We start from the raw sequence: 15,993 nt of genomic DNA on the forward strand, positions 1-15,993 counted from the left end.
ATATGGTTGCTGCATCTGCGCATTTTTGCGCGGATTTTGCACCTGGTGAAGCGCCATTGCACGTATTTTCCGAAAGCCTTCTGTCGCCGCAACCGTATCGCGACTCGAGATAGATCCCTGAAGCCCTCTTAAATATCCAATACCTTCCCCGGATTCATCCGGTTTTCCGGGTCGAGCGTCCGCTTTATTGCCCGCATCACATCCACGCCAGCCCCGTGCTCGTGCTCCAGATATTTCTTCTTTCCCAGCCCGATTCCGTGCTCTCCGCTGCACGTGCCGCCCATCGCCTGAGCCCGCTCCACCAGGCGTTCTGAAAACTCAGCCGCCTCCCCAAGCTGGCTCTCGTCCAGCAGGCACTGCACATGAAAATTCCCATCCCCTACATGCCCAACCATCACCGCCGGAAAGCTCGCCTGGTCCAGCTCCACTCGTGTCTCCACAATGCACTCCGCCAGACGCGAGATCGGCACACACACATCCGTCGTCAACACTCGCGATCCCGGCCGCAGCGCCCGGGTCGCATAGTACACATCGTGACGCGCCTTCCATAGCTCCTCGCGCTCGGCAAGGGTGGTCCGCCACTCAAAGCCCAGGCCGCCATGCTCAGCAGCCAGCTCCTGTGCCATCGTCGCCGCCTCTTCTACCGCCCGTTGGCTCACCCCGTGAAACTCGAACAACAGCGTCGGCTTCACCTTCAACCCTGTATGCGAATACCGGTTCACCGCATCCACCTGATGCTCGTCCATGAACTCGATCCGAGCTACGCTCACCCCAAGCTGGATCGCCTCGATCACGGTCTTCACCGCGTCCTCGATCGACTCAAACGCACAGATTGCCGCCGTCACTGCCTCGGGCTGTGCATGCAGACGCAGCGTCACCTCGGTGATGATCCCCAGCGTTCCTTCCGACCCGACAAATAGCCGCGTCAGGTCATAACCCGCGCTCGACTTCCGCGCTCGCGTCCCTGTTTGGATCGCTCGCCCGTCCGCCAGCACCACCGTCAACCCGAGCACGTTCTCACGCATCGTTCCGTATTTCACTGCCGTCGTCCCTGAAGCCCGCGTCGCCGCCATCCCGCCCAGCGTCGCATCCGCTCCCGGATCGATAAAGAATGTCAGCCCTGTATTCTCAAGCGCCTTCTGCAACTGCTTCCGCGTAACGCCCGCTTCGACCGTCGCATCCATATCATCCGCGCTGATGCGCAGCACGCGATTCATCTCCCGCATGTCGATTGAGATCCCGCCACGCAGCGCCTGCACGTGACCCTCCAGCGAAGTCCCCGCTCCGAACGGCACAATCGGCAATCCATGCTCCGCGCTCACCCGCGCAATCCGGCTCACTTCCTCGGTGGAATGCGGGAAGCACACCAGATCCGGCAACGCCGGCGGATGCGTGTCTTCCCCATGGCTGTGATGCTCCCGAACCGATTGCGCAATCGATACGCGCTCGCCCAAAAACTCGTGAAGTTTGCGTCGCGCCGCCTCAACTGTGGAAATGCTGTGGATCGCTGCCATACCCATTCAAGCCCCTATAAAAAGCTCATAATACTGCCCCAAAGCGGCACTCGTACCTTTCAAAGCTGTTCCGTTTCGACCCTTTTCTAAAAATTTTCCACAGATTTATCTTGCAATGTATTAGTTGATTAGTACATTATTATTCTCATGAAGCGAGGCGCAGAATCAAAAACCGCCGAATTCGCCTTTCTACTCAACGATCACAGCGGCGTGCCTGTCTACCGTCAGCTCATCGATCAGGTACAGGCTGCCATCGCCGCCGGCGCGTTGCGAGAGGGCGATCAACTCCCCACAGTCCGCCAGGTCGCGGTCGATCTGGCCATCAATCCCAATACCGTCCTCCGCGCTTACCGCGAGATGGAGATTCGTGGTCTGCTCGATTCGCAACAGGGCACCGGCACTTTCATCGCGGACCGAAAAGTCGAGTACTCCAAAGACGACCGTGAGCGCCTGCTCGGCCAGCTCACCAGCGAGTTCGTCTCCCGCGCCGGCGCCGCCGGGTTCACCCTCAAACAGCTCATCCGCGCCCTGCGCGAACTGATGCCCGACGAAGATGACAAACGCAAATAGCCGGCAGCAATAACCAGCCGCCACAGCGTAAGGAGAAGCCACCATGATCAACGACCACATCGGCAGCAAGCTTCAGCAGCAGCAGATCAGCAGCCTCGGCATCACCGCCTGCGTCATCGTTGTCGCCGTCGCCGCGGCAGCTTTCGCGCTCATGCAGCCCGGCCACGCACGCGGCTGGGTGCTCGGCCTCGGCATATTTCTCGGCCTGTATCTCCTTTTTGCCATCAAAGTCGTCGACCAGTGGGAGAAAGCCGCCCTGCTCCGCTTCGGCAAATATCGCGGCCTGCGCGGCCCTGGACTCTTCGTCATTCTCCCCATCATCGAGTCCCTCAGCGTCTACGTCGACCAGCGTGTGCGCGTCGCCACCGTCAGTGCCGAGTCCACCCTCACCCGCGACACTGTCCCGGTCAACGTCGACGCCATTGTTTTCTGGCTTGTCTGGAACGCCGAAAAATCCATCCTCGAGGTGGAAGACTTCACCCAGGCCATCACCCTCAGCGCCCAGACCGCCCTCCGCGAATCCATCGGGCGCCATGCCCTCGCCCAGATGATTACTGAGCGCGAACCGATGGGCCACGAGCTCCAGCGCATCCTCGACGAGAAGACTTCGCCCTGGGGCATCACTGTGCAGTCAGTAGAGATCCGCGATGTCCGCATTCCGCAGGCGCTTGAAAACGCCATGTCCCAACAGGCGCAGGCTGAGCGCGAGCGCCAGGCCCGCGTCATCCTCGGCGAAGCAGAGGTCCAGGTGTCAGAACAGTTCGCCGAGGCCTCCCGCGTCTACAACGACAACCCCGGCGCGCTCCACCTGCGCGGCATGAACATGCTCTACGAAGCCATTCGCGAAAAAGGCGCGATGGTTCTCGTACCCAGCTCTGCCATCGAGACCATGGGCCTCGGCGGCACGCTCGCCACAACCACGCTGGCCAAAGAAAAGTAGCGTCCCACCCTGATTCGGAGGGTCACTCATGAAACCTCGTATTCTCGCCGTTATTATTGCGGTCGGCCTTGCTGGCATCTTTGTCTTTGCAGAAGATGCTTCCAAACTGCCGCAGCCCACAGGCCCTTACGGTATCGGCCGCATTGCCTGCGACTGGACGGACACCTCCCGCCTCGACACCCTCAGTCCCGATCCAACACGCCATCGCGAGCTGATGGTCTACCTCTGGTACCCAACAAATCGCCCCTCCATCGAGCCACACGGCACATATTTGCCTGGCGCAAAGAAAATCGACGCCGACCCGCAGCTCGGTCCCTCTATGCGCGAGGGATACGGCCCAACCTGGCCGCAGATCCTCTCCGGTGCTCTCTATTCGCACGTCGTTGAGAACGCACCCGCAGCTAAGGCACCTAAGCAATTCCCCGTCGTGATCTTCTCCCACGGTCTGGGCGGCAATGGATTCGGTTACACGGCACTCTTCGAATTCCTGGCCAGTCGCGGTTACGTCGTGGCAGCCATCGAGCACCCAGGCACCGCTGATGTAGTGGTGTTTCCCGACGGCCGGCTCGTGCCGATTACCCACGACACTCCCCCGCCAGGTCTGACGCCAGCGCAGCAGATGCAGCGCATGATGGATTCTGTCGGCAAAGGGATCGAAAACGGAGCGGCCGATGAGCGATTCGTGCTAGACCGGCTTATCAAAGAAAACAACGGCAGTGCAAAGGAATTTGTCCTAGCTGGCAGGCTCGACCTGACCAACGTGGCTCTCATGGGCCACTCCGCTGGGGCAGACTTCGCCGCGCGCGCCTGCGAGCTGGATGCACGATTCAAATCCTGCATCGCTCTCGACGGTGCCATGGTTCCCGTTTCAGCGCTCCCCGAGTTCCCCGATCATGCGAAGATCCAGCAGCCCCTGCTTTATCTTGAAAACCACTACGACGAAGCCCACATGTTCGGCACACATGAACAGCATCTTGCTTTCTTCAAGGAGAAGGAACAGGAGCTTTCGCAGTGCCCGAAGGGCAGCTACCACGTCGTCTTGAGCCCTCCGGGGATGATGCATGGCAGCTTCAGCGATACATACATACTGCACGCCGGAAACATGTCAGAGCAGACAGCGCAGGCAGTGCACAATCTTGGGTTGGTCGAGACTTATATCCTCGCCTTCCTCGACAAGAACCTGAAAGGCACTCCAGCACCGCTATTAGATGATCCCAACGCTTCGCACCCAGAAGCTACGATTGAACGCCTCGGTAAATGATTTGTATCTGTTCGGTCGACCGCAAACGACTCTTCAGGCTATGTAGGAGATTCCCATGAAGAACTTTCATCTCGCGTCTATCGTTCTGATCGCGGCCGCGACGGCCGCAGTCATCTTCGGCTCTGTCGAATTGTCCATGTCGGCCACCGCCGTCGCCGCCGCTTCCGCGGCTAACGTGGTCGCGCAAGCTGCCACTGCTCCAACAGCACCCACGCAAAACTGGGCCGGCGTCTGGAACATCACCGCCCCCGGCAAACCCGGCGGCGTCCTCAACATTGCCAATGATGCGGGCCCGAACGGCTCCTCATTCTCCGGCATCATCGTCTTCTACGTCATGAACCGCGAATCCGGCGAACGCATCGGGATCGAGCCGCGCACCATGATCAACCCGCACATTGAAGGCAACACATTCGTATTCCAGGTACGCCGCATCCTCAAGCCTCATCTGCGAGACGAAGCCCCTGATCAGACTTTTGACCCTACCGACATCGCCGACATGAAGCTGACCCTGGAATCTGCAACCAAAGCCAACCTGACCTGCCCCAAATGCGGCGACGCCGCGCCGACAGAACTCGTGAAAGCACAGTAGCGAAACGGATCTTGGGAATACCGGTCTACTCCGTATATAACTGAGGAATATTTGTAGGAGTTTCTGTGCAAGTTATTAGATGGGTACCGTTGTTAGCTCTTCTGGTCGGCTCCCGTTGCTTCGCCGCCGCACAACAATTGATTGAAATCGATCAGAAGACACTTAATGAACACGTGCTCCACCGCGTACATCCTGTCTATCCCGCCATAGCCAAGGCTGCTCATTTCTCTGGCACCGTGGTACTTGACGTAGTGGTGGGAACCACAGGCAAGATTGAATCTATCAAGGCAGTAAGTGGCAATTCACTGCTGATACCGGCTGCAACCGACTGTGTCAAGCAATGGATCTACAAGCCCTTTGAGAACGGCGGGCAACCAGCAACTGCGCATGGGAAAGTATCGATCGTCTTCTCTCTCGGCGACGATCCCAAAAACTCGCCGCCCCCTCCCGAAAGCCAAATTTCAGGAAGTCAATCTCAGACCGTCACCATAACACTTGCGCCGCCAGATGAGAGGGGTAAACCCGATGAGGAAATTGCCACTCGTTATTTCTCCGCTCACAATGAGTGCACGAAACAAGTGATTGCGTGAAATCACGACAAGACAACTGCCGACGTGTGCAGGAAAGCAGCCGACATAGCGTCTGAATTTAGCCCTGATAACCGCTTTATCGAGAAACGATCCGCTTTTGTATATGCAGCGACGGCCATTGCGAACAGTGGCGATCTCAATAATGCAATCCCCTATGCAAAGAAAGCCGTCGCGGTTGTATCGCTAGGTCACGACGACAACTCGGGGAGCAGTGCTGCTTATTCAGTCCTCGGCGAACTTGAAGCACTGACCGGCAATTTTGCAGATGGAGATCACGATTTGACGACGAGCGAGGATTACGAGCGAAAAGGAATTGTCTGGGCAGAAACAAATGCCGCAAGTTTGGCACCTAGCTATCGCGGTACTCTGGCTAAAGATCTGCGGTTTCACGCTGAGTTGCTCAAACACCTCAATCGTCCTGAAGATGCGCAAGCAAAACTCGACGAGGCAAACAAACTTAGCCCATCTGTCCAGTGAAAAGCGGACTAGCCCAACCAGCCACCTATAGTTGACGTTCGGCATGAACCCAGGGTTGCAAAGGCACCGGGCTTAAGCTGATGACCGCAGCCCGAATCTCCAGCATCTTCTTAAACTTCGCCATGAACTCGCGATATCGCGTTCGTTTACAAATGTGACATTCGTCTGCAGCCGTCCCGCTTATTGCGTGGAATTATCCCCCGTGGGCGCATACTGGAATCTCAGGAATACACATCAACATCGCAAACTACCCGAAAGCCAACCGGAAGCGACACGAAGCACACGCAAAAAGTGCACAAATACGGCGCAAAAACGCGCTTAAACACACTCTGAATTCCGCATAACCCCTGTAGTATCATATGCTTGCGGGCAAAAGCAAGTACCCACCCCTCCCCTGCCGCGCAATTCGCATGCCATTCCGTGTTTCGGGGCTGCTTCAGCCGATATCGCCGTCCCAGTTTTCCAGCGTCTTCTTGAACTCCGCCATGAACTTGCCGCCGTCCGCGCCATCAATGATGCGGTGATCAAAGCCCAGGCAGAAGTGCTGCGTCGAGCGGATCGCGATCGTGTCGTTACCCTCTGCGTCCGTCAGCACCACCGGCTCTTTCTTGAGGCCGCCAATGGCCATGATCGCCGAGTCCGGCTGGTTGATGATCGGCGTGCCAAACTCCTCGCCGAAGATGCCGGAGTTGGTTAGCGTAAACGTCGAGCCCTGCACCTCTTCCGGCTTCAGCCGCTTCGTCCGCGCCCGCTCCGCAAGATCGGCGACGGCACGCGCCAGCCCCAGGAAGCTACGATCCTCTGCCTGGTGGATGACGGGCACGATCAGGCCCCAGTCGAGCGCCACGGCAATGCCGAGATTGATGTTGCGGTGATAGCGGATGCGAAGATCGGCCCCAGAACCCTCCATGCTCGCATTCACAATCGGAAACTTGCGCAACGTATGGATCGCCGCTGCTGCGATGAACGGCATGTAGGTGAGCTTTACGCCGTTGCGCTGCTCGTACTTCGCCTTCTCGCGCTCACGCAACTTGACGATGCGCGTCATGTCCACCTTAAAGACCGTGTACACATGCGGGCTGACCTGTACGCTCTCCACCATGCGCTGCGCAATGATGGCGCGCATGCGCGAGAGAGGCACCAGCTCGCCAGGCGCAGCGATGCCCGACGCCGAAGCGCTCGCAGCGGCAACAGCCCGCTGAGCGGCCTGGGCAGCAAGTCCGGCCGGCGGAGCCACCTTGGCCGCCGGGACCGAACCTGCTCCATACTCTGCCAGATGCTTCAGCACATCGTCCTTGGTGATGCGACCGCTGGAGCCAGTGCCGGGAATCTGCGCGAGGTCGAGATTGTTATCGCGTGCGATGCGCCGTACCAGCGGTGAAGATCGCGGCTCAGCCTGCATTCCCGCAGCAGCAGGAGCAGGCAGTTTTCCTTCCGAAGTATGCGTCGGTGCGGGGGTCGACGCCGGTTTCGCAAGCCCCGGTCCGGAAACCGCTGCAGGCGCAGGAGCTGCCTTGCCGGAGCCTGCGCCGCCAATTACAGCAACAACGGTGTTGATCTGCACCGTCGCGCCTTCGGGTGCCCTGATCTCGCTCAACACTCCCGTCACGGGAGCCGGAATCTCAGCATCGACTTTGTCGGTAGAAATCTCAAACAATGGCTCGTCTTTCTGAACCGTATCGCCTGCCTTCTTCAACCACTTCGTAATCGTGCCCTCAAAGATGGACTCGCCCATCTGCGGCATCACAACTTCCGTTCCGGCGCCGCTTCCGCCGGCGGAAGTCTCAGCCGCAGCGCCAACCTTATCGACGTTGAGTTGAGCCGCTGCTTCCGGAGTTGCGGTCTTCGCCGGAGCTTTGTCAACAGTCTCGGTAACGCCATCGGGAGCGGCAACCTTCGCTACAGGAGCTGTCGCAGCATTACTCACTTCCCCGCCAATCACCGCAATCACAGTGTTGATTTGCACGGTCGCGCCCTCGGTAAACTTGATCTCACTCAGCACGCCAGCAGAGGGTGAAGGGATCTCGGCATCCACCTTGTCCGTTGAAATCTCGAGCAGCGGTTCGTCCTTCTGCACTGCGTCGCCGACCTTCTTAAGCCACTTGGTGATGGTGCCTTCAAAGATCGACTCGCCCATCTGGGGCATGATGACATCGATTGCCATGGTCCAGACCCTTTCCCTTGCCGTGCTGAAAGCCAGCCGCTTCTCGTGATACGCGGTTGCGCCCGATTTCCTTGTGGATTATAAAAGCCCGCGGGCACCACCCGCCGGGTACCAGCCGTTAGATGTAGGTGGTGTTACAGCGGTTTCGAGGCTGGCCAACCATTCCTCTCAGGCGCGAACCGGCTTTTGCGAGGGCTCAACATGAGGATGCCGCAATGCATCCACCTCTGCAGGCACCCGCATCGGCACACCCACCTGCTCCACATCGCCTCGCTCGACCGCTCCGGCGCGGAGCGCTGCCAGTCCAGCAGCGCCATCCTCAAGCGCCAGAATCTGCTGGCCATACACTTGCCCGAAACATCGGGAAGCCACGTCAGCGCATTGCCGCAGCGTGGGCACATCGCCTTGATTTGGCATCTCCAGCTCCAGGCTCGTTACCTCGCGATCGGCGATGCCACATGGAATGATCCATTGAAAGTCGCGCAGGTCCGTCGCCACGTTGAAAGCGAAGCCATGGGAGACAATTCCTCGCGACACATGAATGCCGATAGCGCCAATCTTTTTCTCTCGCAGTGTAGAGTTCACGGTGCCCTCCGGCGCGATAGTCCAGACGCCGGTGCGGCCTTTGACTCGTCCGGTCAACACGCCGTAGCTCGCGCATAAGCGGATTAAGGCTTCTTCCATGAGGCGCACAAAATCAACGGGACCAAGACGCCCGCCTGTTGCATTGGTCAGGCTGCGCAGATCAAAGATGGGATAGCCGACTAGCTGCCCTGGTCCGTGGTAGGTGACATCGCCGCCGCGGTTGATCTCGAAGACGGTAACGCCTTTGCGCGCGAGCATCGCATCCGTCGCCAGAATATTGGCGCGCGTGGCGTTGCGGCCCAGCGTCAGCACCGGCGGATGCTCCAGCAGCAGCAGCGTGTTCTCGATCCGGCCCTGATGACGCAGCTCTACTAGCTCCTGCTGCAGCGCTAATGCTTCGCCGTAATCAATGCGGCCGAGATAGAGCGTTTGAATCATCGTGTTGACACTATTCTACGAGCCTCGGGAATGCGAGGCGAAAAGGGTCTGAGATTCAAGTCGCGCTTTGCAGTTTCTCGCGAGTCAGCTCATTGAGCACTTGCATGCTCTCTGGTACTGGCGGACTCACCAATCCTGGCTGCGCTATATCAAGAATGCGCTGGGGTTCGACGATGGCTTTCTTGCCTGGGTCGTAGAGCGCACCTTTCACCCATCCCACGGCAGCCAGACCATCCTTGCCGGTAAAGGTCTGCTCCATATAAAACCAGCGGTCGTCCCAGCAATCGAGCCGGGTTGTGAGTGTGTACTGCGCCCACAACTCGAGGGAGCGTCGATAGGTGATCCAGACGCCACCTACCAGCGGCACCCAGCGGGCCTTGAGCACCGGCGTGAGTAAACCGGCTCTCGCCAGCAGCCGCATGCGCCCGTAATCCATCACGCTGAGATAGCGGGCATTATTTAGATGGAGATTGAAATCGATGTCGTTGGGCCACACGCGCAGACGCACTACATCCGCGTCGAAGGCATGGAGCCGCGGCAGTGGAGCAATCCAGTTGCGGATCACCAGCGCAGGTATCCGGATGAAGCTGTTGTAATGAGCCATCGCCGCGGACCGTCCCGGCTTTTAGTGTAGCCGCCGCTCATGTTGAACGACGGCCCGCGACAAACAATGGCAGTTACTGGCTACTCTGCGCGTAACGCATGCACGGGATCAACCGTTGCCGCGCGGCGAGACGGCAGATAGCAAGCCACCCATGAGATGCCCAGAATCACCGCCGTCGTTCCGCCGTAGGTGATTGGGTCCATCGGACTGACGTGATAGAGCAAGGACGCCATCAGCCGCATCACTCCGAACGCCGTTGCGATACCGAGCCCTGCGCCGATGACGGTCAGCAGCATTCCCTGACGAACGAACATTGCGGTCAATGACGGACGTTGCGCACCCAGCGCCATACGAATGCCGATCTCGCGCGTACGCTGCGACACCGAGTAAGCTATGACGCCATAGATGCCGATGATGCCCAGCAGCAGAGCCATGCTGGCGGCCACTACAAGCATGACCAGCGTGAACGAGGTCCGCGCCATGGACTTGGTATAAAACTCGCCCAGAGTTGAGACATTTGAGAGTGGCAGGTCAGAATCTATCGACCAGACAGCTTGTCGCGCCTGTTCCATAAAATTCTCAGAGCCGGCGCGACTGGTTCGGATGACGAGCGCTCCGCCGCGCATGACATCCTCTGGCTGCCCCTCGAATTTCAAGCGCCACAACGGCCAGTAGACGGACGGCGGCGGGTCCTTGCTGACGCCATCATCGTATACATCGCGCACAACGCCAATGATTTGCCGCCAGTCGTCCGTGCTCGCGACGCGAATGCGTTTGCCGATGGCATTAGCCGGACTGCCCCAGTATTCGCGAGCAAAGTTCTCCGAGATAATGGCGAACGGCTGCTTCTGGAGCTCATCATCCCAGGTATAGTCACGACCGGCGATGATCGGCGTGTCCAGCGTCTTGAAAACGCCGGGCGCAACGTATTTGAAGCGGCGGATCGGCGGTATCTTGCCATCGGCGATCGGGTGATCTTCGGCATACAGCACATCGTTCGACGAAGAGCCGCTCATCGGCACAGCCGTCGTCATGCTCACAGACGTTACGCCGGGAATAGCGGCCAGCTTGTCGATGATCGCCTTCTGTTCGCGAACGACGCGCTCACGTTGTGTCTCAGGCACCCGCGCCTCGGGGATAAAGATGCGGAAGGACTGCACCGTATTTGGATCGGCGAAGCCCGGCGAAACGTGCATCAGGGCATAGAAGGTGCGAATCATAAGCCCGGAGCAGATCAGCAGCACCAGCGCCAGCGCCACCTGCATCACAACCAGAGCCTTACGAATGCGATGACGCTCGCGACCCTGGCTCAGTCCGCGGCCGCCTTCGCGCAGATCCTGGTTGATGGCTCCGCCGGCGTACTTCAGCACGGGAATCAAGCCGATCAGCAGGCTCACCGTAACCGCGATGCCAAGCGTGAACAGCAACACCGGCAGATCGATGCCGATCTCATGAATACGCGGCAGTCCCGTTGGAGCGGCGGCGACAAGCAGGCGCAGCGCTCCGAAGGCAATGCCGAGGCCGATGACGCTGCCCAGCATGCCCAGCGTCAGGCTTTCGATCAGAAGATCGACCGCGATGCGTCCGTAGCCCGCGCCCAATGCGCTGCGAATCGCCAGCTCCTGCCGGCGGCCCTCGACACGCACCAGCAGCAGATTGGCCACATTGGCGCAGGCGACCAGCAGCACCACGCCGATAGAGCCCATCAGTACCCACAACGCTTTGCCCACATCACCCACCACATCCTGCTTCAACAGGTGCAGATTGGGCTGGATATGCGCATCTTCGAATATCTTGGCGCTGAAGCCGTCCGGAGCCGGAAAGCTGCGATTGGCAATTGGGATCAGCCGTGCAATATCGGCGGAGGCCTGCTCCAGCGTAACCCCCGGCTTCATCCGCGCCAGTGCTTCATAGCTGAAGTTGCCGAGTTTTGTCTTGCTGCGATCCCACTGCATGGGGATGACGAGATCGACGTCCTGATAGTCGAGAAACTGAAATCCGCGCGGCAGCACGCCGATAATCTCGCGTGGCTTGCCATCGGCATTGATGTTGCGGCCGATGACATTGGGATCCGACCCAAACTTCTTTTGCCAATAGCCGTAGGAAATCATTGCCGTCGGCGGCGCTTCGGCGGTATCGTCGCGCTTCGTAAAGAGACGCCCAAGCGACGGGTGCACGCCAAGCAGAGGAAACGTTCCGTCCGTCACATCCAGCCCGCGGATATGCTCCGGCTCCCCCTGCCCCGTAATGGTGAAAGCATCCCCGTTATAGACCCCGACATCTTCAAACGACGTGTTCTGTTCCCTGTCGATAAAGTAGTACGACGGACAGATATTCAGCTCGGGGATACTGATCCCCGGCGCTTTGTGCCAAATGCCAATCAGCCGGTCCGGCTGAGGATAGGGCAGCGGCTTGAGCAGCACGCCCTCAATCACGCTGAAGATGGCGGTATTTGCGCCCACGCCGATGGCGAGCGTCAGCAGCACAATGGCGGTGAATAACGGAGTGCGCATGAGGCGGCGCACTACCTGCCGGAATTGGTCGATCATACCGTCGTCCTCGTCTTTCTTTGCTTCCTCTTGCCGGTTTCGCCTACATCCTTGATGCGGCTGATCTTTCAATGGATATGAGCAATAAGTCTGCCAAAAAACCCAGCCTGCAGGAACTCGGTCTCACTTGCTCTGGGACATAATCTCACGCATTGACACGCAAGAATGTCCGAAAACAGAATCGGGGTGTCCGTGTTCGGACACCTGGGCGCGGCATATCCGATCCACCGTTCCGCTTCTCTTGTGCTTACGTCAAGACGGTCTGGTTTGTTCCGAAGATTTCTGCCTGGACCTTCTATCCGGACCTATTGTCCAGCCGTAATCTGCACGATCTGCTTGTCAAAGCCGGCTACATCCGAGAGACTGGTCGCACTTTACTGTTGCGTTCGTTTGCATGGAGGCGGAATGCTGCGATCCAGTTCCCGGTTTGCCTTAACCATCTTGCTGTCAGTCTTTTTCTCTGAAATCACGGGAGCGCCTGCTCTGGCTCAAACCCACACCCCCGCGAATCCGGCACAACCGGCTGCGCCGCTTAAGACAACCCCGGCCACGCCAGCAGCTACGCCCGGACCGGGGCCGGCCGCGCCTCCACCCGGCAGCCATGCGCTGACTTCGGCTGACCTTGAGGCATTCTTTGACGGCGTCGTACCCCTGCAGCTCGAGCGCAGCGACGTCGTAGGCGCATCCGTGCTGGTCATGAAAGACGGGCAGACGCTGCTGGAAAAGGGCTATGGCTACGCCGATCTAAAGAACAAGAAAACCGTCGATCCCAACTCAACGATCTTCCGTCTGGCATCGATCTCGAAGCTTTTCACCTGGGTCTCCGTGATGCAGCTCGTGGAGCAGGGCAAGCTCAATCTCGACACGGATGTCAATCAATACCTCGACTTCCAGATCCGTCCCGCATTCAACAAACCCGTCACGCTGCGCAATCTGATGACGCACACCGGCGGTTTTGAGGAGACTGCGGACGATATCATCCTGCTGAATCCGAAAGATGCCGTTTCGCTTCGCGATTACCTGATTCACAACCAGCCCATGCGGCTCTTTCCTCCAGGCGAAGTGCCGGCCTACTCCAACTATGGCGTAGGCCTGGCAAGCTACATCGTGCAGCGCGCCAGCGGACAGCCCTTTGAGCAATACGTACAGCAGCATATTTTCACGCCTCTCGGCATGACGCACTCTTCCTTTGAGCAGCCGCTGCCCAAGTCTCTCGCCAACTTGCCCTCCGAGGGCTATCGCGACGACACGACCAAGCCTGCTGTGGGATTCGAGATATTCAATCCTGTCGGTGCAGGCGGAATCTCGTCTTCTGCAGCGGACATGGGCCGCTTTGGCCAGGCGTTGCTTAACGGTGGCTCTCTCGATGGCAAGCAGATCCTGAAGCCCGAGACTCTTGCCCTGATGTGGACGCCGCAGTTTCAGGCCAGTCCGCAACTGCCGCCCATCTGCATGGGCTTCTATCAGGACTGGCGCAACAATCTGCGCTGGATCGGCCACGAGGGCGATCTGATCGCCTTTCACAGCCTTTTCTTTGTCGAACCCTCACAGAAGCTGGTGCTCTTCGTTTCTTACAACTCTGCCGGTGGCGGCGGCCGGCCTCGCCCGGAGATCATCGACATGTTCACGGACCGCTATTTCCCCGGCGCACCGAAGGTCGAGTTTTTAAAGACGCTACCGCCGGAGATGAAAGCGATCGAAGGCCGCTATCAGACCACCCGCCGCTCCGACAGCACCAAGATGGCGCTCGGGAATCTCTTCTCACAGCGCTCCCTGAGCATCAACAAAGACGGTGTGTTGCGCGTATCTGGTTTCCGCGATCTGCGTGAGCACGTCGTCAAGTGGAAAGCCATTGGCAAAGACCTGTGGCAAGCCGAAGACGATCAGACACGCATCTTCGCCATTCGCGATAGCTCTAATCGCGTCGTGCGCCTTGCGGTTGACTTCCCCGGTGTTCAGATACAACGCGTGCGCTGGTTTGAAAACAGCAGGCTTGTGCTGCCAATTACTTATGCAAGCATTGGAGTCCTGGCACTTGTTGTTATTGCCTCGATCATTCGGCTGGGGCGCAGGCTTTTCCTGCACAAGCGCCCGCGCTGGAAGCCACAGCCCGGCACCATATGGCTCACAGCATCGCCTCGCATCGCGGCATGGCTATGGATACTTTTCCTCGCTGCGATTGTGGGCTATTTCGCGGCCACCAGTGACGATATCTCGATACCCAATCCGCATTGGTACCCGTGGTTTGTGCTTGTTAACTGGGTTGTCGCGGTTATTCTCGTCTTCAGCTTCTTTACTTTGATCCGAGCGTTTTTCATCTGGACCCGCGCAGACCTGCGCCTGATCACGAAGCTGAAATTCACGATCGTGGCACTGTCCTGTGTGGTCCTGGGCTGGGTTGCGATCCATTGGAATGTGATCGGCTCGGCCCATCGCATTTAACTTTTTTGACGGCGTCGTTTATTCCTTCTCAGATGCGAAGAAGTAAACGACTCCGCCCATGATCGCCAGCAGCACAAGGCCAATCGTCAGCGAAACAGCGTTCATCTCCGGCTTGAACCATCCGGTCGCACCAGAGGGCCATAGCGCCTTCCAGTCAAATGCGGATGACTGTGCCGCGCTGGCAAGCCAGCTCTTCCACGGAATGCCTTGTCGCAGCTCCGTGTAGACAAACAACCCCGCAAGACAAAGCGTAGCGGCAAATGCGAGGATCTGCGCCACGATAATTGGCCGGTTGATACGCTCAACCGCTGCATTGCGTTTGCGCAACTGCGCACGCCACCAGATCACGCCAGCAGACGGCAACTGCGCCTGCGCCATGCTTGCGCCACGAGCCTTGCGAAAGGCCTGCGAAACAAGAATCTGATCGGCGCAGGAACGGCACGCCTCGGCGTGCTCACACAGATCGGCAGGTGCAGCCTGCGGCCAGTGGCCCAGCGCAAGCAGCCGCTTGATCTCCGCTTCGTGTGTGCAGTTGCGAACGATCATGGCAGCCTCCTTACGTTGGATTCCGCAACTGGTTGCTCTGCTTCACGCAGCAGCTTCGCGATCTTATGGCGCGCGCGAAACAGGAGTAGCCGTATGCTTGCGGACGCCAGCCCCGTGACCTCGGCGATCTCCTTATGGGAATAACCCTCTGCATGAGCCAGCCAGAGAAGTTGGCGTTCGCGCGGTTTCATTTGGTTGAGCGCCGGGGTGAGTGCTGCAACCTCGTCGTAGGTATCGTCTGCGCCGTTCGTTGAGAAAAACTCTTCGGGAACCTCTTCAATCGATGTAGTGCGTGGACGCCGCCAGTGATCGCGCAACAGGTTGCTACCGATGCGAAACAGATATCGACGACCAGCAATTTCGCCTTCTTCTACCAGCGGAGACCGCGCAGCGGTAAGAAACCGCACAAAGCTCTCCTGCACCAGGTCGTCCGCCAAAGCGGGATCGCCCGAAACGCGCGCCAGATAGGCCCAAAGCCCGCGCGCCGAACGCTCATAAAAACCAGCGAACGCGTCACTATCCATGGCAAGGCCGGCGCGCAGCACGGCATCTTGTGCCGGCTGCGCCGCTTCGCCTGTCAGCGACTTCGGAAGTATCGTTTCCCAGAGCATCTCTTGCGTCTCTCTTACTGTCTCTCCGGCTGATCCTGAGCCTGTTACCGATTCGAGCTTTGGGGGAGGAATCTGCTGCGCTTCCGCTTGCGAAATCCCATCCGGCTGCATCC

Annotated in this window: 14 protein-coding genes; 7 read left to right on the forward strand and 7 right to left on the reverse strand. The window is 58.7% G+C overall.

Annotated elements, in window-relative coordinates:
* Nucleotides 1-128 precede the first annotated feature (128 nt).
* A complete protein-coding gene (locus tag OHL22_RS22775) occupies nt 129-1,514 on the reverse strand; it encodes an FAD-binding oxidoreductase (RefSeq protein ID WP_263342099.1) in 1,386 nt (461 codons plus the stop codon).
* A gap of 147 nt (nt 1,515-1,661) precedes the next feature.
* Between OHL22_RS22775 and OHL22_RS22780 the strand changes: the two genes are divergently transcribed.
* The 6 genes from OHL22_RS22780 to OHL22_RS22805 all read left to right on the forward strand — a co-directional run bounded on the left by OHL22_RS22780 (nt 1,662) and on the right by OHL22_RS22805 (nt 5,941).
* Nucleotides 1,662-2,084 (forward strand): GntR family transcriptional regulator, encoded by a 423-nt coding sequence (locus OHL22_RS22780; protein ID WP_263342100.1) that lies wholly within the window; start codon nt 1,662-1,664, stop codon nt 2,082-2,084.
* 43 nt (nt 2,085-2,127) lie between these two features.
* Nucleotides 2,128-3,024 carry a slipin family protein gene (locus tag OHL22_RS22785; protein ID WP_263342101.1) on the forward strand — a complete coding sequence of 299 codons (897 nt, stop codon included), beginning with the start codon at nt 2,128-2,130 and terminating at the stop codon, nt 3,022-3,024.
* Nucleotides 3,025-3,052: 28 nt separating this feature from the next.
* Nucleotides 3,053-4,285: an alpha/beta hydrolase family protein gene (locus OHL22_RS22790; RefSeq protein WP_263342102.1), complete on the forward strand. Its 1,233-nt coding sequence runs from the start codon at nt 3,053-3,055 to the stop codon at nt 4,283-4,285.
* Between the two features lie 55 nt (nt 4,286-4,340).
* Nucleotides 4,341-4,874 carry a hypothetical protein gene (locus OHL22_RS22795; RefSeq protein WP_263342103.1) on the forward strand — a complete coding sequence of 178 codons (534 nt, stop codon included), beginning with the start codon at nt 4,341-4,343 and terminating at the stop codon, nt 4,872-4,874.
* Between the two features lie 65 nt (nt 4,875-4,939).
* Nucleotides 4,940-5,464 (forward strand): energy transducer TonB, encoded by a 525-nt coding sequence (locus OHL22_RS22800; RefSeq protein ID WP_263342104.1) that lies wholly within the window; start codon nt 4,940-4,942, stop codon nt 5,462-5,464.
* A gap of 24 nt (nt 5,465-5,488) precedes the next feature.
* Complete coding sequence (locus OHL22_RS22805; protein WP_263342105.1) at nt 5,489-5,941, forward strand: hypothetical protein; 453 nt, start codon at nt 5,489-5,491, stop codon at nt 5,939-5,941.
* Between the two features lie 436 nt (nt 5,942-6,377).
* Here the strand turns inward: OHL22_RS22805 and sucB are convergent, their stop codons facing one another.
* The 4 genes from sucB to OHL22_RS22825 all read right to left on the reverse strand — a co-directional run bounded on the left by sucB (nt 6,378) and on the right by OHL22_RS22825 (nt 12,281).
* Complete coding sequence (gene sucB, locus OHL22_RS22810; RefSeq protein ID WP_263342107.1) at nt 6,378-8,105, reverse strand: 2-oxoglutarate dehydrogenase, E2 component, dihydrolipoamide succinyltransferase; 1,728 nt, start codon at nt 8,103-8,105, stop codon at nt 6,378-6,380.
* Nucleotides 8,106-8,273: 168 nt separating this feature from the next.
* The gene (lipB, locus tag OHL22_RS22815) at nt 8,274-9,128 is read right to left on the reverse strand and encodes a lipoyl(octanoyl) transferase LipB (protein ID WP_263342108.1); all 855 of its coding nucleotides are present in this window, start codon (nt 9,126-9,128) and stop codon (nt 8,274-8,276) included.
* Nucleotides 9,129-9,183: 55 nt separating this feature from the next.
* Nucleotides 9,184-9,732, reverse strand: coding sequence for an acyl-CoA thioesterase (locus OHL22_RS22820; protein WP_263342109.1), 549 nt, complete (start codon nt 9,730-9,732; stop codon nt 9,184-9,186).
* A gap of 80 nt (nt 9,733-9,812) precedes the next feature.
* Nucleotides 9,813-12,281, reverse strand: a complete 2,469-nt coding sequence (locus OHL22_RS22825; protein ID WP_263342110.1) for an ABC transporter permease — start codon at nt 12,279-12,281, stop codon at nt 9,813-9,815.
* A gap of 405 nt (nt 12,282-12,686) precedes the next feature.
* On the opposite strand from OHL22_RS22825, the gene OHL22_RS22830 reads away from it, so the two are divergent.
* Nucleotides 12,687-14,723 (forward strand): serine hydrolase domain-containing protein, encoded by a 2,037-nt coding sequence (locus tag OHL22_RS22830; RefSeq protein ID WP_263342111.1) that lies wholly within the window; start codon nt 12,687-12,689, stop codon nt 14,721-14,723.
* Nucleotides 14,724-14,741: 18 nt separating this feature from the next.
* Here OHL22_RS22830 and OHL22_RS22835 read toward each other — a convergent pair whose 3' ends face one another.
* Together OHL22_RS22835 and OHL22_RS22840 are read right to left on the reverse strand one after the other, a co-directional pair.
* Nucleotides 14,742-15,269: a hypothetical protein gene (locus OHL22_RS22835; RefSeq protein WP_263342112.1), complete on the reverse strand. Its 528-nt coding sequence runs from the start codon at nt 15,267-15,269 to the stop codon at nt 14,742-14,744.
* Complete coding sequence (locus OHL22_RS22840; RefSeq protein ID WP_263342113.1) at nt 15,266-15,880, reverse strand: RNA polymerase sigma factor; 615 nt, start codon at nt 15,878-15,880, stop codon at nt 15,266-15,268. The genes OHL22_RS22835 and OHL22_RS22840 overlap by 4 nt, the downstream gene beginning before the upstream one ends.
* Nucleotides 15,881-15,993 lie beyond the last annotated feature (113 nt).

It is taken from the genome of Acidicapsa dinghuensis, assembly GCF_025685685.1.
Classification (GTDB): Bacteria; Acidobacteriota; Terriglobia; order Terriglobales; family Acidobacteriaceae; genus Acidicapsa; species Acidicapsa dinghuensis.

What these genes read in the sequence shown, in the direction of transcription:
- OHL22_RS22775 (WP_263342099.1), bottom strand. Translation starts at nt 1,514, where the DNA reads ATGGCAGCGATCCACAGCATTTCCACAGTTGAGGCGGCGCGACGCAAA.
- OHL22_RS22780 (WP_263342100.1), top strand. Translation starts at nt 1,662, where the DNA reads ATGAAGCGAGGCGCAGAATCAAAAACCGCCGAATTCGCCTTTCTACTC.
- OHL22_RS22785 (WP_263342101.1), top strand. Translation starts at nt 2,128, where the DNA reads ATGATCAACGACCACATCGGCAGCAAGCTTCAGCAGCAGCAGATCAGC.
- OHL22_RS22790 (WP_263342102.1), top strand. Translation starts at nt 3,053, where the DNA reads ATGAAACCTCGTATTCTCGCCGTTATTATTGCGGTCGGCCTTGCTGGC.
- OHL22_RS22795 (WP_263342103.1), top strand. Translation starts at nt 4,341, where the DNA reads ATGAAGAACTTTCATCTCGCGTCTATCGTTCTGATCGCGGCCGCGACG.
- sucB (WP_263342107.1), bottom strand. Translation starts at nt 8,105, where the DNA reads ATGGCAATCGATGTCATCATGCCCCAGATGGGCGAGTCGATCTTTGAA.
- lipB (WP_263342108.1), bottom strand. Translation starts at nt 9,128, where the DNA reads ATGATTCAAACGCTCTATCTCGGCCGCATTGATTACGGCGAAGCATTA.
- OHL22_RS22820 (WP_263342109.1), bottom strand. Translation starts at nt 9,732, where the DNA reads ATGGCTCATTACAACAGCTTCATCCGGATACCTGCGCTGGTGATCCGC.
- OHL22_RS22825 (WP_263342110.1), bottom strand. Translation starts at nt 12,281, where the DNA reads ATGATCGACCAATTCCGGCAGGTAGTGCGCCGCCTCATGCGCACTCCG.
- OHL22_RS22830 (WP_263342111.1), top strand. Translation starts at nt 12,687, where the DNA reads ATGCTGCGATCCAGTTCCCGGTTTGCCTTAACCATCTTGCTGTCAGTC.
- OHL22_RS22835 (WP_263342112.1), bottom strand. Translation starts at nt 15,269, where the DNA reads ATGATCGTTCGCAACTGCACACACGAAGCGGAGATCAAGCGGCTGCTT.
- OHL22_RS22840 (WP_263342113.1), bottom strand. Translation starts at nt 15,880, where the DNA reads ATGCTCTGGGAAACGATACTTCCGAAGTCGCTGACAGGCGAAGCGGCG.